Source organism: Mycobacterium sp., from assembly GCF_032162105.1.
Taxonomy (GTDB): Bacteria; Actinomycetota; Actinomycetes; order Mycobacteriales; family Mycobacteriaceae; genus Mycobacterium.
In genome coordinates, this window is record NZ_JAVRPS010000019.1 from 1 (window position 1) to 17,511 (window position 17,511).

The window sequence follows — 17,511 nt, forward strand, 5'->3', positions numbered from 1 at the left end:
GCACTGGCGTCCTATCAGGCCCTCAAGCACCGCTTCGCCGACATGAAGCTGTGGCTCGAGTCCGCCCACGCCATCACCGTCGATGCCACCAGGGCAGTCCAGGACGGTGCCCCCGACGCCGGCGAAGTCGTCCGGATCGCCAAGACCTACGTCGCAGAGCGATGTCCGGAGCTGATCCAGGACTGCATCCAGATGCATGGCGGGATCGGTGTCACCTGGGAACACGACCTCCACCTCTACCTCCGCCGGGTAGTCCTTCATCGGCAGACCTACGGCGATCCGATCCAGCACCGCGATCAAGTGGCGATCCTCGCCGGCAGATAAAGGACAACCATGACCGTGACGACTGCGGCACCCGGGGGACTGGCCGAGGACCTCGACGCCTTCCAGGCGCGAGCCAAGGAATGGGTGGCCGCGAATCTGGAACCCCTCAACGGCGCCGACCCCTACCTGGGACACGCCACCGACGACGCCGACCACGTGGTGCGCGCCAAGGCAATTCAACGAAGAATCTTCGACGCCGGGTTCGCCGGACTGTGCTACCCGGTCGAGTACGGCGGACGGGGGCTGTCTGCGGAATATCAGGACGCGTTCATCGACGTGACCTACGGCTACGAGCTGCCCCGGCTGTTCAACACCCCCACCTTCACCATCATCCTGCCGACCATCCTGGACTTCGGCACCGAAGAGCAGAAGAAGCGGTTCATCCCCGCCGCGCTCAAGGGTGAGGAACTGTGGGTCCAGTTCCTCTCCGAGCCGACCGGCGGATCCGACCTGGCGGGGGCTCTGACCCGGGCTGACCGCCGCGGCGACGTCTTCGTTCTCAACGGGTCGAAGATCTGGAGCACGTACGCGTGGAAGTCGGACTACGCGCTCTGCGTGGCCCGCACCGACTGGGACGTTCCCAAGCACGAGGGACTCAGCGTCCTCATGGTCAAGGTGCACCAACCGGGGATCACCATCACCCAGATCAAACACGTCGACGGAACCGACGACTTCTGCCAGGAATTCTTCGACGACGTCGCCGTCCCCGCCGATCACGTCCTCGGTCAGGTTGACGACGGATGGACCGTCGCGTCGCGGCTGCTACTGCACGAACGCGAGGCCATGAGCGGCTCCTCGCCGTATGCGATGGCTCCGCGCACCGCGGTCCACGAGAGTGACCAGGTCAGCGCCGCGGCTCTCGCACAAGACTCGGGTGGCACGACCGATCCCCGTGTGCGGCAGCTGATCGGGGAAGCGCGAGTGCTGACCCGCGTCCACACCGCGCTCGTCGGCCGCATCGCCACGTCCATCCGCACCGGCCGGCTCCCTGCGGCGGCCGGATCGATCCCGAGGCTGTCCAACGGGATGATGCGGGTCAGACTGGCCAGCATCGCTTTGGAGCTTGCCCGCGATCGTGCGGTCGCCTGGAACGAGGACGATCCGACCGGCGACCTCGGCGTGGCCTACCTCGGCCGCCAGGGACCCTGCATCGGCGGCGGCACCACCGAGATCACGCGCAACATCATCAGCGAACGCGTGCTCGGGATGCCACGCGAGCCTGCCGAGGACCGGAACCGCCCGTTCCGGGATGTGCGTACCAACGCAGCGGTCCCGCGACCCAAATCATGACAACCACAGGAGCAACCATGGCCAAACTCGACTTTCCGGTATTCGACGCCGACAACCACCTCTACGAAACGCAGGACGCCTTCACGCGGCACCTGCCCGCCAAGTACGAAGGGCTGTTCAAGTACGTCCAGGTCAACGGGCGCACCAAGATCGCCGTCGACAACGTGATCAGCGACTACATCCCCAACCCCACGTTCGACGTCGTCGCGCGCCCGGGGGCGTTCGCCGAGTACTTCTCGGGCAACAACCCCGACGGCAAGTCGTTGCGGGAGCTGGCCGGCAAGCCGATGCGGACCGGCGAGGAGTTCCGCACCGCCGAGCCGCGTCTTCGGCTGCTCGATGAACTGGGTCTCGATGCGGCGCTGATGTTCCCGACTCTGGCCAGCCTGCTCGAGGTCCGCCTCGCCGACGACCCCGATCTGACCTGCACGGTCATCCACGCGTTCAACCAATGGCTCTACGACGAGTGGACGTTCAACTACCGCGACCGGATATTCGCCACCCCGATCGTGAACCCCTCCATCCCCGAGCGCGGAGTGGCCGAGCTGGACTGGCTGCTGGAGCGGGGCGCGAAAGTCGTGTTGATGCGGCCGGCCCCCGTCGCCGGTCATCGCGGCACCCGGTCCCCGTTCCTGCCGGAATTCGATCCGTTCTGGGCCCGCGTGGCCGAATCCGGCGTGCTCGTCACCCTGCACGCGTCGGACTCCGGCTACCAGCGCTACATCAACGACTGGGAAGGCACCAACCGCGAAACGCTGGCGTTCAAGCCCAACCCGTTCTATGACGCGGTGTCGCCCGGGCGGGCCATCAACGACACCGTCACCGCGGCGATCTGCCACGGCATGCTCAGCCGATTCCCGACCGTCAAACTCGCGAGCGTGGAAAACGGTGGCAGCTGGGCGATCTCGTGCCTCAAGGCATTGGAGAAGACGTACCAGAAGATGCCGCAGGAGTTCGCCGAACACCCCCGTGACGTGTTCCTGCGCAACTTGTACATCAACCCGTTCTGGGAAGACTCCATCGAGGATCTGGTGAACCTCGTCTCACCTGAGCACATCCTGTTCGGCTCGGACTATCCGCATCCCGAGGGGATGGCTGACCCGCTGCTCTGGGCGAAGGAAATGGGCGAGTTGTTCCCTGCTGCCGACGTACGAAAGATGATGGGCGGGAACATGTTCGACCTTCTCGGGTTGACTCAACCAGCTCGCTGACTCTCCGCCGTTGATGCGGGCCCACGACTCCCCGCGGGCAGCCATGAGTGCCGCACCACAGATAGGTAGGCTGACTCAGCTTTAGCGTGTTAACCTCGATGAGCGGCACCTCACCGTTTCGCACTGGTAGAACGTCATCGGCGTGGCGCAACAACTACGTCGACTTCAACGGAGGGTCTGAGGAGAAAGTGAAGGCCATCTCGTCGTCGTCCATCTCTGAACGGCCATGCCATCTGTCACTCAGCGAGAATCACGTTGTTGTCTGAAGGACGTCATGATTGAGCAGCCGGGTTCGGCCCGCGCCTTCACCTATGAACACGATGGGTTGACGCTGGCATATTCCGTGGTCGGTGACGGACCACAGCCGATCCTGTTCGTCCACGGCGCGACTGCGACCGGCGAATTCGAGTGGGCTGACCTGGCCACCGGCCTTGGTGCGGGCTATCGCTGCATCCTGCCCGATCTGCGCGGCCACGGCCGATCGGAATTCCGGGCCACGGCCACGACGGGGGATGCGGTCCGCGCGGATCTGCGCCACCTCATCGACCACCTGGAGATGGGTCGCCCACACATCGTGGGTTTCTCCTACGGTGCGGAGATCGCCCTGATGCTGGAGCTGGACAAGCCGGGAACGGCCCGATCGCTGGTCCTCGTCTCCCCGGGGACCGGACGCCCCAGCGACTACCGGGTTCCGCGGCTGGAGTATCTACACCGCACCTGGCCGTTCGCGCTGCGACGCCTGCACGAGGCCACCCATGGACCCGAGCACTGGCGCGAACTGGTGGCGGCATTGCACGAGGACAGCGTGTCTCGTCCCCAACTGCCCGATGAAACGTTGGCGGGCGTCGCATGCCCGATCCTGTTGATGTCGGGCGACCGTGACGAGCCGACGCGTCAGCAGCAGGGTCGCCGGTTCGCGCAACTCAATGCGCAGGCGCGATATGTCGAGATCGGGGGCGCGGCACACGCCGCCCATCAAAAGTGCCCGGATACGGTAAGGCAGGTCATCGGCGAGTTCCTGGCCGAAGTCGAGATCGAGAGAGTGGGGAACGATGGCGCGCTCAACTGAGGTGAAGCCGAAGAAGAACCAGCAGCCCGCCGAGGTGCACGAGCCGAGTTGGCAGAGGGACAGTGTCGACCGGTCGCTGCGCAACGCCCGCGCACGCGCCCAGGCGCGCAGTGACCGTTTCGTCGCGGCGGCGGTTGAACTCCTCGGGGAGCGCGACGAAAGCGACTTCACCATCCAGGACGTCGTCGACAAGTCCAACATGTCGCAGCGCACCTTCTACACCTTCTTCGACAGCAAGGACAGCCTCCTGTTGGCCGTCTACGAGACGATCCTGCGCACCACCGCGCTGCCGATACTGCGGGAGCGGTGCGAGGGCATCGCCGATCCGGTGTTGCGGCTCAAAGCGCTATTGGAAGCGATATCGGAGATCACGGCGATGCCGGCCCGGCTGGCTCGTGGGCTCAGCGTCTTGCACCTGCGGCTGACTGAATCGCGGCCGAACGATCTCACCCGTGCGCTGGAGCCGCTGCACTCCCTGATCGTCGAACTGCTCAAAGACGTCGCCGACGCCGGCCTGCTCCGGGAGGACGTCCCGCTGGCCACCCAAGCCGCGCTGCTTCAGGAGCTGCTCCTGGCGAGCTCGCACTCGGCGGTGCTGTCCGGCGGGCGGTCGACCACCATCGATCACCTGTGGGCGTTCTGCTCGGCGGCCATCCTCCGCACGGCGGACTGACGGTCAGCGCGCGGCTCAGGTCACCGCACCACTGATCTTGAGATCGATCAGTTCGTCGTCGGACTTGCCAAGGGCGCGCAGGATCTCGTCGGTGTGTTCGGCGAATTGCGGGGCCCGAGTGATCCGTGCCGGCAACTCATCGAACTGGACCGGGTTCGCGACCAGCTCCCGTACGGTGCCCTCGGTGTCGACTACTTCGGCGATCAACCCGTTGGCCCGCATTGCGGTGTCCTGACCCACTTCCCACGGATCCTGCGCAACGGCCCATTGACCTTCCATTCCTGCGAACCGCGAGGTCCATTCGGCGAGGGGCCGCGCGGCCAGTACCTCCTGCACGATGTCTGCCGCCGCCGCGGCGTTGCCCATGAGTGCCTTGGTGGTGGCGAACCGTTCGTCGGTGATGAGGTCCTCACGGCCGATGTGCCGACAGAACTCGGGCCAGTAACGCCCTGGCTGGAGCATCGCAAGGACGAGCCACCGGTCGTCGGCGGTTTGGTAGTTGCCGACCAGCGGGTTCGTGCGCGCCGAGTTGCCGGGCGCGCGTCGCACCGGTGGGCCGCCCTCCAGAAGTGCGAAGCCGACCGACAGCGCGTTGGCCCAGGCCCCGACTCCGAGCAGGGAGACATCCACGACCGAGGTCTCGCCAGTTCGTTCGCGGGCGAACAGTGCGCCAGCGATGCCGCCGGCGATGGTCATCCCGCCCAGTGAGTCGCCGTAGGCGCCGGCGGGCATCACGCAGAGGCCGTCGTAGTCCACCGGGGTGGTCCCCAACGCGCTGCCGGCCCTCGCCCAGAAGGCGGTGCTGTCATAGCCGCCCTTCTCGCTGTCGGGGCCGGCGGCACCGAAGCCGGATCCGCGCACATAGATGATCTCGGGGTTGATCTTGCGAACGTCCTCGAGTTCGATGCCCAGTCGGCGGCGCGCCGCGGGCAGGAAGTTCGTCAGGAACACGTCGCTAGTGCGGATCAGTTCGTGCAGAACCGCCAAGGCCTCGGGCTGCTCCAACGCCAGGCCGATACTGCGTTTGCCCCGGTTGGGGTGTTCCATCAAGGGGGCGAAGGATCCGCTGCCGACCGGCATGCCCATCAGAGCGCTCAGGCCGCGCTGGGCGTCACCGGTTTCGGCGTGCTCGACCTTGATCACGTCGGCGCCCCAGTCGGCCAGGACCGCGCCCGCTGCCGGCACGAAGGTGAACTGCGCCACCTCCAGCACCCGGACGCCATCCATCGGTCGGATCACAGTGTCTCCTTTGCGGTTTCAGGTCTGGCGCGGTACGAGCCCGTTCGCGTCGGTGGCGGGTCAGCTGCTCGACGGGCGGACGTGGACCACGTCCATCATCAGGTCGCGAGGCCGGGTGATGACGTCGTGCAGCACCTCCGCGACGGTGGTCGGCGCGAGGAGTTTGGTGCCGCTCATTCGGGTCAGGTAGCCGTCGGCTTCCCATAGCGGCCATGCCTTTTCGAGGTCACCCGGGCCGAAGTTCTCGTGGATTCCGGTATCTGCGACCGCGCCGAGAATGACCAGGGTCACGCGGATGCCCTCACGCCGCAGTTCCTTGCCCATGGCTTTGGTGAATCCGTTGAGGCCACTCTTGGTGGCGGCGTAGAGGGTCATCATCGGCATGTCGTCGAGGGTGATCTCGGAGGAGATGTTCATGATGTCGCCGCCACCTGCTGCGCGCAGCAGCGGAATCGCCGAGCGTGTGGTGTAGATGGGCGCCACGATGTTGGTGTTGACCGTGACGGCGATGTCCTCGTCGCTGGCTTCTTCGATCAGCCGGATCCGGCTGGCGCCTGCGGAGTTGATCAGAACGTCGATGCGCCCGAACTGCGCCGCGATCTGATCGAAGGCGGCATGCACATCGTGGCTGCTGGTGACGTCGGTGACGATCGGGACTGCGCTGGGCCCGATGATCTCGACGACCTCGTCGAGGAGCAATTTGCGGCGGGCCAGCAGCACTACCGTCGCGCCATCCTGGGCCAGGCGAATCGCGGTGGCCCGGCCGACGCCCATCGATGCGCCGGCGACCACGGCGATCCGGCCCTCCATGCCTTTCGACATCGCTCTCCTCGTGTTCTTGTCAGCGGGCCTAACGAAATGCGCGGATCACGCTGCCTCCTTGACGCACCTGTTCCTTGCACCAAATGCAGATATCGTTCTACCATGACGCGTACGTGATAGTCATCACCTGGCCGAGAAACTCGCGCCGGCAATGGTCAGAAGGAGTCGGTCGTGGTCACAGGTGTCACCGGCAAGGAGGCGAAGGATTGGGCGTCGGATCACCTGCGGGGTAACTGCAGCTCGCTCTACACCCCGTTCTGCGGTCTCGACGGCGATGACATCGACTACGAGGCGTTGCGCGCGGTGGTGCGGCACTGCCTGGTCGATCTGGACCAGGACGGCATCTGGCTCACCGGCGGCATCGCCGAGTTCTGGTCACTGACCACCGACGAACTCAAGGAAGTGGCCCGGGTCGCCATTGATGAGGCCCGACGGGTCAAACCCGACGCCTTGGTGCAGGTGATGTCGAGTACCGACACCGCCAAGCAGGCGGTCGAGCTCACGCTGAACGCCCAGGAGCTGGGCGCTGACATCTGCTACATCCTGACGCCCTACTTCGAGTGCTCCGGGAAGCCCGGCGTGCTCGAGTACCTGCGCTACGTCGCCGACCGCACCGACATGCCGCTGGGCTTCTTCAATTCCCATTCGACGGGGCTCGTACTGACTCCCGAGGAATGCGTCGAGCTCTACCACGAGATCCCGGCACTGTGCGGGCTGAAGAATGGGTTGCTCGACGCGCAGCACAGCCTCGCGGTGCACAGGCTGGCTCCGGAGATGGTGCTGTGGGAGGCGGCTGACGAGGCCGGGATCCGGTTGGGGATCCCGCACCCTGGAGCACTCGGTTCGGCGCTGTACCTCTATGAGAAGCCTGGCGCGCCGCTGTTCAGCGAATGGCGAGAGCTGTTGGTACAGGGTGATTTCGAGCGCGCCGACGCGTTCGCCGCTGACACCGGTCTGACCGCGATGCGGGAGGCGAGCCGCCGCTATCAGGCCCACCCCGCACGCCCTGGCATGTTCACGCATTGGGGAGCCGGATTCAAGTTCGGCGCCTCGTTGCTCGGGCTCCCCGTCGGTGACCATCCCGCGCGGCCGCCGCAGACCGCGTTCCCCGAGGACTTGAAGCCGCCGATCCGTCAGGCGTATGTCGCCTCCGGGTTCATCGAGTCCTGAGAACGGGGACCGTCGTGGAAGTGCGCGAGTTTCGCGCCGGGGTTCGGGCCTGGATCGACGAGGTCGGCGAGTCACTGGTCCCCGCGATCGAGGACCAGAGTGTGCAGGCCCAGCTGAACCACCAGCGTCGTGTCCAGCGGCTGCTGTTCGACGCGGGGTGGATGCGGTGGGGATGGCCGTCGCGGATCGGTGGTCTGGGGGGTTCGCCGATCTTGCGCGCCGTCCTCGGTGAGGAGCTCACCAGCCGAGCCTTGGTACACACCACGTCCTGGTCGATGCACGAAGTGCTCGGGCCTGCGGTGGCCGAGTTCAGCAGGCCCGATCTGGTCGGGGAAATCTTTCCGCGGCTATTGCGCGGCGAGGAATTCTGGTGCCAGGGGTTCTCCGAGCCCGAAGCCGGCAGTGATCTGGGATCGATGCGGACGACTGCCCGCCCACACCGCGACGGCTGGGTGCTCAACGGCGAGAAGTTGTGGACCAGCTGGGCCCACCACGCCACCCGGTGCGTCGTGCTGGCCCGCACCGGCGGCTCCGGATCGCGGGGTATCAGTGCGTTTCTGGTGGACATGGACACCCCGGGGGTGACGGCGAGTCCGTTGGAGACGATGGCCGGCGTCGATGAGTTCTGCTCGACGTCGTTCGTCGACGTCGAAGTCCCGGCGGAGCGGCTGCTCGGCGAGCTCGACGCCGGTTGGCGGGTCGCGCAGTTCATCCTGTCCTGTGAACGCGGCCCGATCTTCTGGCAGCGCGGCGCCTGGCTGGCTCATCATCTCGGCCTGCTCCTGGACACAGCAGGTGAACGAGGGTCCGCATCGGCGCTGGGTGAGGCTTATCAACTGTTGTGGGCGTTTCGCGCGACATCGAAGACGACGCAGGACCGCATCGCCGGTGGTGATCTGCCCGGCCCCGAGGCGTCGGTGGACAAGATCATGATCGCGGCGGCCGACCAAGCGGTGTTCGACACGGCACGCGAGTTGTTGCGGGGTGACATCGAAACCGATGACGGCGCGCGGAGCCGGGCCTGGCGCCGCGAGTGGGCGTACTCGCGGGCCGCCACCATCTATGGGGGCACCAGTGAAATTCAGAAGGACATCGTGGCGTCGCGTCTGCTCGGACTGCCGAGAAGCGCGTGACTGAGGCCCAGATCATCGACGCGGCAGAGCGCGCCCTGATGTCCGAGACTCTCCGCGGGCTGGCCGAGGAGCTCGACGGGACCGAACTCGCGGCGGCACTCGATGCGTTCGGGTTCACCGACCTGCTTGCCGAGGCACCTCGTGACGCGGTGTCGGCGCTCTTCACCGCGCTCGGTCGTGCCGGGTCGATGTCGTCATCGCTGCAGGACGTTCTGCTGCAACCGCTCGCCGAATACCTCCACGTCGCAACGACGGAATGCAATGTCGTGCTGCCCGGCATCGGCGCCGACCTGGTCGGCGCAACCGACGGTGCGGTACTGACGGTGCGCGGCCTGCTCATCGGTGCGCGACTGGCCCCGACGTTCCTCGCGCCGGTCGCGATCCGGGGTGAGCTGGCCTTGGTTCGACTCGAAGAGTCCGCTGGGATCGCCACCCGGCGGGTCGACGGCCTTGATCCGGCGTTGGGGATCATCGAAGTCACCGGCGTCGGCGTGGCGGCCGACCTCGTCGTAACAGGAGAGCCCGCGGTCGCGGTGTGGGATGCGGTCGCGACGGTGGGCCGGTTGGCACTCGGATACCAGATCCTCGGGGCGGTCGGTCAGATGATCGACCTCGCCGTCGACCATGCCCGCAGCCGGGTGCAGTTCGGCCAGCCGATCGGCTCCTTTCAAGCAGTACGGAATCGCCTGGCCGACGCGCACGTCGCCCGCGAGGGCGCCGCCGCGGCCCTGGAGATGGCCTGGGACGCCGACGACGCCAACTTGGCGGGCTTGCTCGCCAAATCGTTGGCTGGCCGGGCGGCGCGGATCGCCGCCACGCAATGCCAGCAGGTTCTGGCCGGCATCGGCTTCACCGCCGAGCATCCCTTCCACCGCTTCCTGGCCCGCGCCCTGGTGCTGGATTCGGTGCTGGGATCGGCCGCCGAACTGCCCAAAGTGATTGGGGCTCAACTGATCGCGGCCGGGACGATCCCCCGGCTGGTCGACCTGTGAGCACTAGCGAACCGTCCCGCCCCCTCGGCCGCCCGGCAGTCGTCGTCGACCGAGACGGACCCGTGGCGTGCGTAACGCTGGCACGGCCGGAGACGGCCAACGCGATGGACGCCGAGATCACCGATGCCCTGCTCGAAGTGGTCATCGGCTTGCGCGACGATCCCGGCGTGCGGGCCATGGTGCTCACCGGCGAGGGCGGCGCGTTCAGTGCAGGCGGCGACTTCGGCACCATCCGCGCGATGCGCGAGGACCGCCACCTGCGCGGCGCGGTGCTCGACGCCCACCAGGACTTGTTCTGGGTCATGAGGCGCCTGCCGTTCCCGACCGTCGCAGCCGTCAATGGCGCCGCGGTCGGCGCCGGCGTCACGGTGGCATTGCTGTGCGATCTCGTCGTGATGGCCGAAGACACCTTCCTGTCCGACCCGCGGGTCTCCCTTGGGCTTCTCGACGGCGCAGGCGGATTGGTGCTCTGGCCGCTGCTGACCAGCCTGTCCGCTGCCAAGGAACATCTTCTCCTCGGAGACCGGGTCAGCGGCACCGAAGCCCATCGACTGGGGCTGGCCAACCGGGCGGTGCCCGCCTGCGACGTGTTGGAGGAAGCGCTGGGTCTGGCCGATCGTCTGGCGGCCCTTCCAGCACAGGCGGTCCGGGAGGCGCGCCAACTGCTGAACTCCCACATCGATCGGGCGGCGGTGATCCTGCCGGACTGTGCGCGCGCCGAAAGCGCGTGCTTCGACACCGAGGAGCACCGCGTGCTGCTGGAGCGCCTCAGTGCGCGGGTGGCAGCCAAGACCGCGGGGACCACCTAGTGGACGCCGGCACCCGGGTCGCGCTCGTCACGGGCGGAACCCGGGGGATCGGTCGCGCGGTCACCGACCGGTTGACCCGGTCCGGGGTGGCGGTCGCCGCGGCGTACGCCCGCGACGTCACCGCCGCGGACGCGGTCCGCGGTGACGCCGAGCGGTCCGGTGCGACCGTGACGTTGCATCAGGCCGACGTCGAACAACCGGCGGCCTGCCAGACGCTGGTCGCCGAGGTTCTCGAGCAGCACGGGCGGCTGGACTATCTGATCAACAACGCCGGGATGGTCATCGAGCAACGCCTCGGCGACATCAGTGCCGAGGACTGGCACAGGCAGCTCGCGGTGAACCTGTCGTCAGCGTTCTTCCTCAGTCAGGCAGCGCTGGCCCACATGACTCAGCAGCGGTTCGGACGTGTGGTCAACATCGGCTCGGTCTCAGCGCTGATGGGCAGCCCCGTCCAGGTCGCCTACGGCGCGGCCAAGGGCGGCATCGTCGGGCTCACCCGCTCCAGCGCTCGCGCCGTCGCCAGAAAGGGCATCACCGTGAACTGCGTGATCCCAGGCAGTTTCGACACCGACCTGTCGGCCGAGCTGGTCTACACCGACCGGGATGCGGTGACGTCGATGATCCCGGTCGGGCGCTGGGGCCGACCCGAGGAGCTGGCGCACGCCGTCGCATTCCTGCTCGACGACCTCGCCTCCTACGTCACCGGCGCGGTCCTGACCGTCGATGGCGGAATGAGCATGGGCGGTTGAGCATGAACCGAACTCGACTGACCGCCGCCGACATCGTGGCCCCATCGGTGGCCGCCGACCGCTTCGCCGAGTACCGGCGCTTCGGATACGTCAACGACCTGACGATGTCCGCGTCGGTCGTGCGGGCCGCGAGGCAGTGGGGCTCACGGTCGGCCATCGTCGAGGGCGGCCATCAGCTGACCTACCAAGAGCTGCTCGAGGTGGTCGAACGCGCGGCCGCGTGGCTGGCTGCAGCGGGCATCGGGCCCGGCGACGTGGTGTGCTGGCAGACGCCCAACTGGTGGGAAGCCCACGTGCTGGGGCTGGCGGTCTGGCATGCCGGCGCAGTGAGCTGCCCGATCGCCCCGTTCTACCGGGAACACGAACTGCGCCAGGTCATCGAGCAGGTACGGCCGGCGGCCGTGGTGACCGCCGAGACGTTCCGTGGCTTCGCCCACGCCGAGGCGTTCGACGACCTGCTCGCCGCGGCCGGCCTCGGCGACATCGCGCGCGTCGTGCTGCGCGGAACCCGGCCGGGCTGGTCGCCGTTCAACGTCGTCGTCTCCCACGGCCGGCGCCAGGAGTTCGCCATCGTTGGGGCCGACGAACCCTGCCTGATCCTCTTCACTTCGGGAACCACCTCGGGCGCCAAGGCCGCGGTGCACTCCTCACGCACGTTGCTGGCCGAAACCCGCCAACTCGCCGACGCGTGGGGCCTGTGCTGGGAGGACGTCGCCTACATGGCGGCTCCGCTGCAGCACATCACCGGCGTCCTCAACGCGATGACCATCCCGCTACTGGTCGGTGCATCGGCGGTGCTTGCCGAACGGTGGGAACCCGACGTCGCGGTGGCCGACATCATGCGCCACAGGGTGACGTATTCGGCTGGGGCGACGGTGTTTCTACAGGAACTGACCGACGCCGCCCGCGCCGCCCGCGTTCACCTGCCGCTGCGGATGTTCGCCTGCGGCGGGGCGGCGGTACCGCGCGCTGTCATGGAGCGCAGCGAAGAGCAGGGGATTCCCGCCGCGCGGGTGTACGGCATGACCGAGCTTCCGACGGTGACGGTGATGAACCGCGCCTACCCGTTCGACCTGCGCGCGGAAACCGACGGCGCGATCGCCCCCGGCGTGCAGGTCCGGGTCGTCGGGGCGGACGGCGAACCAGTGGCCGCGGGATGCGCAGGCGAGCTGCTGGTGCGCGGACCCGAGCAGATGCTGGGCTACCTCGACCCCGAGGCCAACCGGGCCGCGATCGATGACGCGGGATGGTTCTCCACCGGCGATGTCGGCGTCGTCGACGGCGCAGGCTTCGTCACCATCACCGGGCGCCTGAAGGACGTCATCAACCGCGGCGGCGAGAAGTTCTCCGCCCGCGACATCGAAGACCTGCTCGTCACGCACCCCGCGGTGCGCCACGCCGCCGTCGTGCCCGGACCCGACGCGAGATTCGGTGAGGTTCCCGTCGCGTTCGTCGTGTTCGACCATCCGGGCCAGGCGTCGGCCGACGACCTGGCCCGCCACCTGCACGCCACCGGGCTGGCACGCCAAAAAACCCCAGTCGCTTGGCATTTCGTTGACTCCCTGCCGATGACGCCGTCGGGCAAGGTCAAGAAGTTCGAACTGGTGCACACCGCGCAGATCGCAGAAAGGCGAGGATGAATCTCGAACAGTTCCGTACCCTGCTTGACTTGAGTGAGGACGCCGACGGCCGGATGGTGCTGCCGGTCTTGAACACCAGCTCCGAGCGGGTCTTCGGCGGTCAGATTCTCGCACAACTGATCGCGGCGATCACACCGCCGGACAAGTCCGTGAAGTCGCTGCAAGTCGCCTTTCCGCGCGCAGGACGACCTCGTAAACCACTGTTTCTGGAGCTGGAGCAGATTCACGAAGGCCGCTCGGTCGGGCATCGGCGCGCCGTCGTGTGGCAGGACGAAGGCCCCGGCCGCCGCATCGTGGCGACCGCGTCGATCCTCGTCGACCAGCCCGACGAGAGTTACGACTATCAGCACACCGCCGTGTCGTCGGGAGATCCGATGGACGCCAAGCCGATTGACTTCGCGGTCGTGCCAGGAGAGTCGAGGCTGATCAGTTGTGTCGGCCTCGACGACGAGCGCGCTCTGCCCGCCGAGCTCGCGTTCTGGATGCGCTGTCCGGGATTTGCCGATGCGTCGCTGGCGCAGCCGGCCCTCGCCTACGTCTCGGACTGGCCGCTCATCGGCACGCTGCTCAAAGCGGTGCCCGGTGTCAGCCAGTCCGATGCCCACGTCGCGCTGGAGACCGGCGTGGTGACCCATTCGCTCTGGTTTCACCAGCCGTTCGACGTATCGCAGTGGCTGCGGGTCGAGACCCGCGGTACCCGGCTGGTCGGTGGCCGAGGCTTTGGCACCGGCGCCGTTTACACCCAGGAGGGATCGCTGGTGGCGTCCTTCGCCCAGGAAAGCGTCATAAGGAGACAGCAATGACAGCAGAGCATTTCGTCCGATACGAAATCGAGGATCGGGTTGCGGTCATTACCCTGGACCGGCCCGGTGCTGCGAACGCGCAGACTCCCGGCATCCTCAAGGATCTCGACGACGCATGGCGGCGTGCGGACAACGATCCCGACGTGAGGGTCATCGTCCTTACCACCACCGGCAAGCACTTCTCCGCCGGCCACGACATGTCCGGCAGTGATCCGTCAGGTGATGGTCGCGGCCTTAGCCCCCATCGCACCGACGGCAAGTTGGTGGCCGAGGATTACTACGACTGGGAGACTAGGGGATACCTGGAGTACGCCAAGCGCTGGCGCGACATTCCCAAGCCGACCATTGCCGCGGTCCAGGGCAAGTGCATCGCGGCCGGGCTGATGCTGTGCTGGCCGTGCGACCTCATCGTCGCCGCGGACAATGCGCAGTTCTCCGACCCGGTCGGTCTGCTCGGCATCATGGGCGTCGAATACCACGCCCACACCTGGGAACTCGGAGCCCGCAAGGCCAAGGAGATGCTGTTCACCGCCGGTTCGGTGTGTGCGGAGGAGGCGCTGCGCTCAGGGATGGTCAACCACGTCGTACCGCTGGACGAATTGCGTTCCTTCACACTGGCTCTCGCTCACCGGGTGGCGCAGACAGACCCCTGGGCGTTGCGGCTGGCCAAGCGGGCGGTCAACCACACACTCGACACCATGGGCTTCTCGACGGCGATCGCGTCGTGCTTCGACATGCACCACCTCGGCCATACCCGGGCGCTCGCCGCAACCGGCGGGCAGACCGTCGTGATGGCCGACCTGGAACGGATGAAGGCCGCGGGCCGCGCCAAGTGAGCAGGTCCACCGCCAAGGTCGCGGTGATCACCGGTGCGCGGCGCGAATCTGAAACTGATCCCTCTGTTCGAGAGCGTCAACTACTACCGGCTTGGGCCGAAGCGTGGTGGCGTAGGCCGTCGACGAGCAGGTTGAGCAGTCGACCGGCCTGCTCGCGTTGGTCTGGCGCACCAGCGGCGAGGGACACGCCGCTCAGCGCCAGGAGAACGTCGTTGGGCTCGACGTCCGCCCTTATTGTCCCGGCGCTGATACCGGCGGTGAGAAGTGTGGTGATGGCGGCGATCAGCCGGGCGCGGCTCTCGGCGTAGGGATCACCACCGGAAGCGATCACCGCTTGAAGCGCCCCGGCCATGTAGCGCTTGGTCGTCATGTAGTCGATGAAGCGATCCATCCAGGCGCGTGTCGCCTCGTCTGGCGCGAGCGATCGCAAAAGGCCGGGCACCGCGTCGCAGAGGTGGGCGAGCTCCTGGCGGTAGGCCGCCTCGACGAGCGCATCGCGTGTCGGGAAGTGACGGTAGAGCGTCCCGATGCCGACGCCGGCGGTCTTCGCGATGGCCTCGAGGGTCACGTCCGCCCCGTCGCTCGTGAAGGCGCGCACTGCGGCCTCGAGTAGCCGCTCACGGTTGCGCCGGGCGTCGGCACGCACCGGTCGGCCGATGGTATGCGACACAGATCGTCCTTTCCGCCCGAACGCTTACAGGGCACTGGTTGCTAACCGGAGCTTACTCCGGTTACGCTGGTCGCCGTACCGGAGGCTCCTCCGATTCGGTAAATGTCGCGTCCGCCTCGAGTACCCACCGCCCACCGCACGGGAGTCGAATCATGACCGTAACCACGCCCATCGTCACGCCCTTCAAATGGGAAACAACCGCCGCCGAGGTTGTCGCCGGGTTCGACCTCAGCGGCAACCGGGTCATCGTGACTGGCGGTGCATCCGGCATCGGACTCGAGACGGCGCGCGCGCTCGCCGCCGCAGGCGCAGACGTGACTCTTGCGGTCCGCAACGCCGACGCAGGACAGCGCGTCGCCTCGGAGATCGTGGCCAGCACCGGTAACACCCGTGTCTCCGTCGCCCCTGTAGATCTCGCCGACCCGGCATCGGTCGCGTCGTTCGTCGCAGCGTGGGACGGACCGCTCGACGTCCTGGTCAACAATGCCGGCGTCATGGCTTGCCCGGAGACTCGCACACCGCAGGGCTGGGAGCTTCAGTTCGCCACCAATCATCTTGGCCACTTCGCGCTCGCGGTCGGTCTGCACCGTGCACTCGCGGCCGCCGGCGGGGCCCGCATCGTCTCGGTCAGCTCCCGAGCTCACCTGCGCACACCGGTGGACTTCGACGACATCCACTTCCTCAACCGCGCCTACGAGCCATGGGACGCCTACGCACAGTCGAAGACCGCCAACGTGCTCTTCGCGGTGGAGGCGAGCAGGCGCTGGGAAGGCGACGGCATCGTCGCCAACGCACTACAGCCCGGCACCGTCCGGTCGAACTTGCAGCGCTACATCACCGACGACGACCTGGAGCGCACCCGGGGGCACATCGAAGACGACGAGGGGAGCTTCCACTGGAAGACACCCGAGCAGGGAGCCGCAACGTCGGTGCTGCTCGCGACCTCACCGCTGCTCGAGGGAATCGGCGGCCGATACTTCGAGGACTGCAACGAGGCAGGACCCAGTCAGCCCGGCACCGGTCATGGCGTCGCCGCCTACGCGCTTGACCCACGAGCTGCGGCGCGGCTCTGGGAGATCTCCGTCACGACGCTGGCGTCCTGACAGCAGCCGGCGACTGGCAGACGAAGATCCCGCTCATGAGTATCTGGCCCCCGACCTGGATCTCGCCGTGCTGGCCTTGCGCCAGCTCGACCCCGCTGGCATCGACGATCCGGTACTGCACGACGCCGGGCAGCGGGATCCCCGCCGCTCTTGTCGGTTCTCAAACTCGATGTCATCGTCTCGATTTGAATGTCATCGCGATGTCATCGATGACACGAAAGTGAGAATCAGCAAGCAGCAGGAGGAGGGCGGGTAGCAGGTCTCGCGAAACCTGAGGGCATCTCATGGGTGGTGGGCTGATGACGGATGCGCCACCGGTATGGGATCGCTCGGCGTCCGTCGGAGGGATCGCAGTCGTTGATCGTTGTGTGTCGACGTTCTGGGTGCGGTCAGGGGGTGGCGGGGAATTCGATGCTGGACATTGCGAAGATCTTCCAGCCGTTGCAGTTTTGGTGAACGCGTAGAAGGCGGACACCTCCTCGATCAACGTTCCGTCTGCCCGGACGCGTTCGCAGTTCCTGAGGAGGACGTGCGCCTTGACGTCCGAGACCGCCACGACGTCGATCTTCGGTCCGGCACTGGTGGCCCAGTCCTTGTGTCGTTTGAGGCCGGTTGGGCTGTAAGGGAATTCGTCAGCAGACCGCATGTCGTCGAAGAATTCGGTGGGCACGCCGCCGGGGTGTCCCGGGGTTTGCATGACCACGGGCACGGTCGCGCCGATGAAGGCGGTCTTGGCCGCGCGCGCCGTTCCGTAGCGACCGATGTAGCGGGCGATGACGCCGCCGCCGGTGGAGTGACCGACCAGAATGGCGTTCGTCAGGTCTAGGGTCTCCATCTGTCGCGCACTAGGGCACCAGTCCGTGGTGGTGTGCGTAGACAACGGCGTGGACCCGGTCGCGCAGTCCGAGTTTGGACAGAATCCGGGAGACGTGGGTCTTGACGGTTTCGTCGCCGATGTAGAGCTGCGAGGCGATCTCG

Annotated in this window: 19 protein-coding genes; 14 read left to right on the forward strand and 5 right to left on the reverse strand. The window is 66.9% G+C overall.

The features are described from left to right. The 5 genes from QOC69_RS00670 to QOC69_RS00690 all read left to right on the forward strand — a co-directional run. A partial coding sequence (locus QOC69_RS00670) for an acyl-CoA dehydrogenase family protein (protein WP_526435344.1) occupies positions 1-324 on the forward strand: 324 nt, incomplete at its 5' end. Positions 325-333: 9 nt separating this feature from the next. Then, positions 334-1,614: an acyl-CoA dehydrogenase family protein gene (locus tag QOC69_RS00675; RefSeq protein ID WP_526435346.1), complete on the forward strand. Its 1,281-nt coding sequence runs from the start codon at positions 334-336 to the stop codon at positions 1,612-1,614. A 17-nt stretch (positions 1,615-1,631) separates the two neighbouring features. Then, positions 1,632-2,825 carry an amidohydrolase family protein gene (locus QOC69_RS00680; protein WP_526435348.1) on the forward strand — a complete coding sequence of 398 codons (1,194 nt, stop codon included), beginning with the start codon at positions 1,632-1,634 and terminating at the stop codon, positions 2,823-2,825. Positions 2,826-3,099: 274 nt separating this feature from the next. Further along, positions 3,100-3,894, forward strand: a complete 795-nt coding sequence (locus QOC69_RS00685; RefSeq protein WP_526435350.1) for an alpha/beta fold hydrolase — start codon at positions 3,100-3,102, stop codon at positions 3,892-3,894. Continuing rightward, positions 3,878-4,567, forward strand: coding sequence for a TetR/AcrR family transcriptional regulator (locus QOC69_RS00690; protein ID WP_526435352.1), 690 nt, complete (start codon positions 3,878-3,880; stop codon positions 4,565-4,567). Before QOC69_RS00685 ends, QOC69_RS00690 begins: the two co-directional genes overlap by 17 nt. Positions 4,568-4,582: 15 nt before the next feature. On the opposite strand, the gene QOC69_RS00695 is transcribed toward QOC69_RS00690, so the two are convergent. Continuing rightward, a complete protein-coding gene (locus tag QOC69_RS00695; protein WP_526435378.1) occupies positions 4,583-5,794 on the reverse strand; it encodes a CaiB/BaiF CoA transferase family protein in 1,212 nt (403 codons plus the stop codon). A gap of 72 nt (positions 5,795-5,866) precedes the next feature. Next, positions 5,867-6,628, reverse strand: coding sequence for an SDR family oxidoreductase (locus QOC69_RS00700; protein ID WP_526435354.1), 762 nt, complete (start codon positions 6,626-6,628; stop codon positions 5,867-5,869). 171 nt (positions 6,629-6,799) lie between these two features. Here QOC69_RS00700 and QOC69_RS00705 point away from each other — a divergent pair, with 171 nt between their 5' ends. The 8 genes from QOC69_RS00705 to QOC69_RS00740 are packed head-to-tail and all read left to right on the forward strand — an operon-like array spanning position 6,800 to position 14,760. Next, positions 6,800-7,798: a dihydrodipicolinate synthase family protein gene (locus QOC69_RS00705; RefSeq protein ID WP_526435356.1), complete on the forward strand. Its 999-nt coding sequence runs from the start codon at positions 6,800-6,802 to the stop codon at positions 7,796-7,798. Positions 7,799-7,812: 14 nt separating this feature from the next. Further along, positions 7,813-8,931 carry an acyl-CoA dehydrogenase family protein gene (locus tag QOC69_RS00710; protein ID WP_526435358.1) on the forward strand — a complete coding sequence of 373 codons (1,119 nt, stop codon included), beginning with the start codon at positions 7,813-7,815 and terminating at the stop codon, positions 8,929-8,931. Beyond that, positions 8,928-9,923 carry an acyl-CoA dehydrogenase family protein gene (locus tag QOC69_RS00715; protein ID WP_526435360.1) on the forward strand — a complete coding sequence of 332 codons (996 nt, stop codon included), beginning with the start codon at positions 8,928-8,930 and terminating at the stop codon, positions 9,921-9,923. Before QOC69_RS00710 ends, QOC69_RS00715 begins: the two co-directional genes overlap by 4 nt. After that, the gene (locus QOC69_RS00720; RefSeq protein WP_526435362.1) at positions 9,920-10,732 is read left to right on the forward strand and encodes an enoyl-CoA hydratase/isomerase family protein; all 813 of its coding nucleotides are present in this window, start codon (positions 9,920-9,922) and stop codon (positions 10,730-10,732) included. Before QOC69_RS00715 ends, QOC69_RS00720 begins: the two co-directional genes overlap by 4 nt. Next, positions 10,732-11,481, forward strand: a complete 750-nt coding sequence (locus tag QOC69_RS00725; protein WP_526435364.1) for an SDR family NAD(P)-dependent oxidoreductase — start codon at positions 10,732-10,734, stop codon at positions 11,479-11,481. Before QOC69_RS00720 ends, QOC69_RS00725 begins: the two co-directional genes overlap by 1 nt. A gap of 2 nt (positions 11,482-11,483) precedes the next feature. Continuing rightward, on the forward strand, positions 11,484-13,121 hold the full coding sequence (locus QOC69_RS00730) for an AMP-binding protein (RefSeq protein WP_526435366.1): 1,638 nt from the start codon (positions 11,484-11,486) through the stop codon (positions 13,119-13,121). Positions 13,122-13,150: 29 nt separating this feature from the next. Next, complete coding sequence (locus QOC69_RS00735; protein WP_526435368.1) at positions 13,151-13,924, forward strand: acyl-CoA thioesterase; 774 nt, start codon at positions 13,151-13,153, stop codon at positions 13,922-13,924. After that, positions 13,921-14,760, forward strand: coding sequence for an enoyl-CoA hydratase/isomerase family protein (locus QOC69_RS00740; protein WP_526435370.1), 840 nt, complete (start codon positions 13,921-13,923; stop codon positions 14,758-14,760). Before QOC69_RS00735 ends, QOC69_RS00740 begins: the two co-directional genes overlap by 4 nt. Before the next feature lie 76 nt (positions 14,761-14,836). Here the strand turns inward: QOC69_RS00740 and QOC69_RS00745 are convergent, their stop codons facing one another. Next, a complete protein-coding gene (locus QOC69_RS00745) occupies positions 14,837-15,430 on the reverse strand; it encodes a TetR/AcrR family transcriptional regulator (protein WP_526435372.1) in 594 nt (197 codons plus the stop codon). A gap of 152 nt (positions 15,431-15,582) precedes the next feature. Here QOC69_RS00745 and QOC69_RS00750 point away from each other — a divergent pair, with 152 nt between their 5' ends. Beyond that, complete coding sequence (locus tag QOC69_RS00750) at positions 15,583-16,533, forward strand: SDR family oxidoreductase (protein WP_526435374.1); 951 nt, start codon at positions 15,583-15,585, stop codon at positions 16,531-16,533. 172 nt (positions 16,534-16,705) lie between these two features. On the opposite strand, the gene QOC69_RS00755 is transcribed toward QOC69_RS00750, so the two are convergent. Beyond that, a complete protein-coding gene (locus QOC69_RS00755; protein ID WP_526435376.1) occupies positions 16,706-17,368 on the reverse strand; it encodes an alpha/beta fold hydrolase in 663 nt (220 codons plus the stop codon). Between the two features lie 10 nt (positions 17,369-17,378). Beyond that, on the reverse strand, positions 17,379-17,511 hold a 133-nt coding region (locus tag QOC69_RS00760), incomplete at its 5' end, for a LuxR C-terminal-related transcriptional regulator (protein ID WP_526435380.1).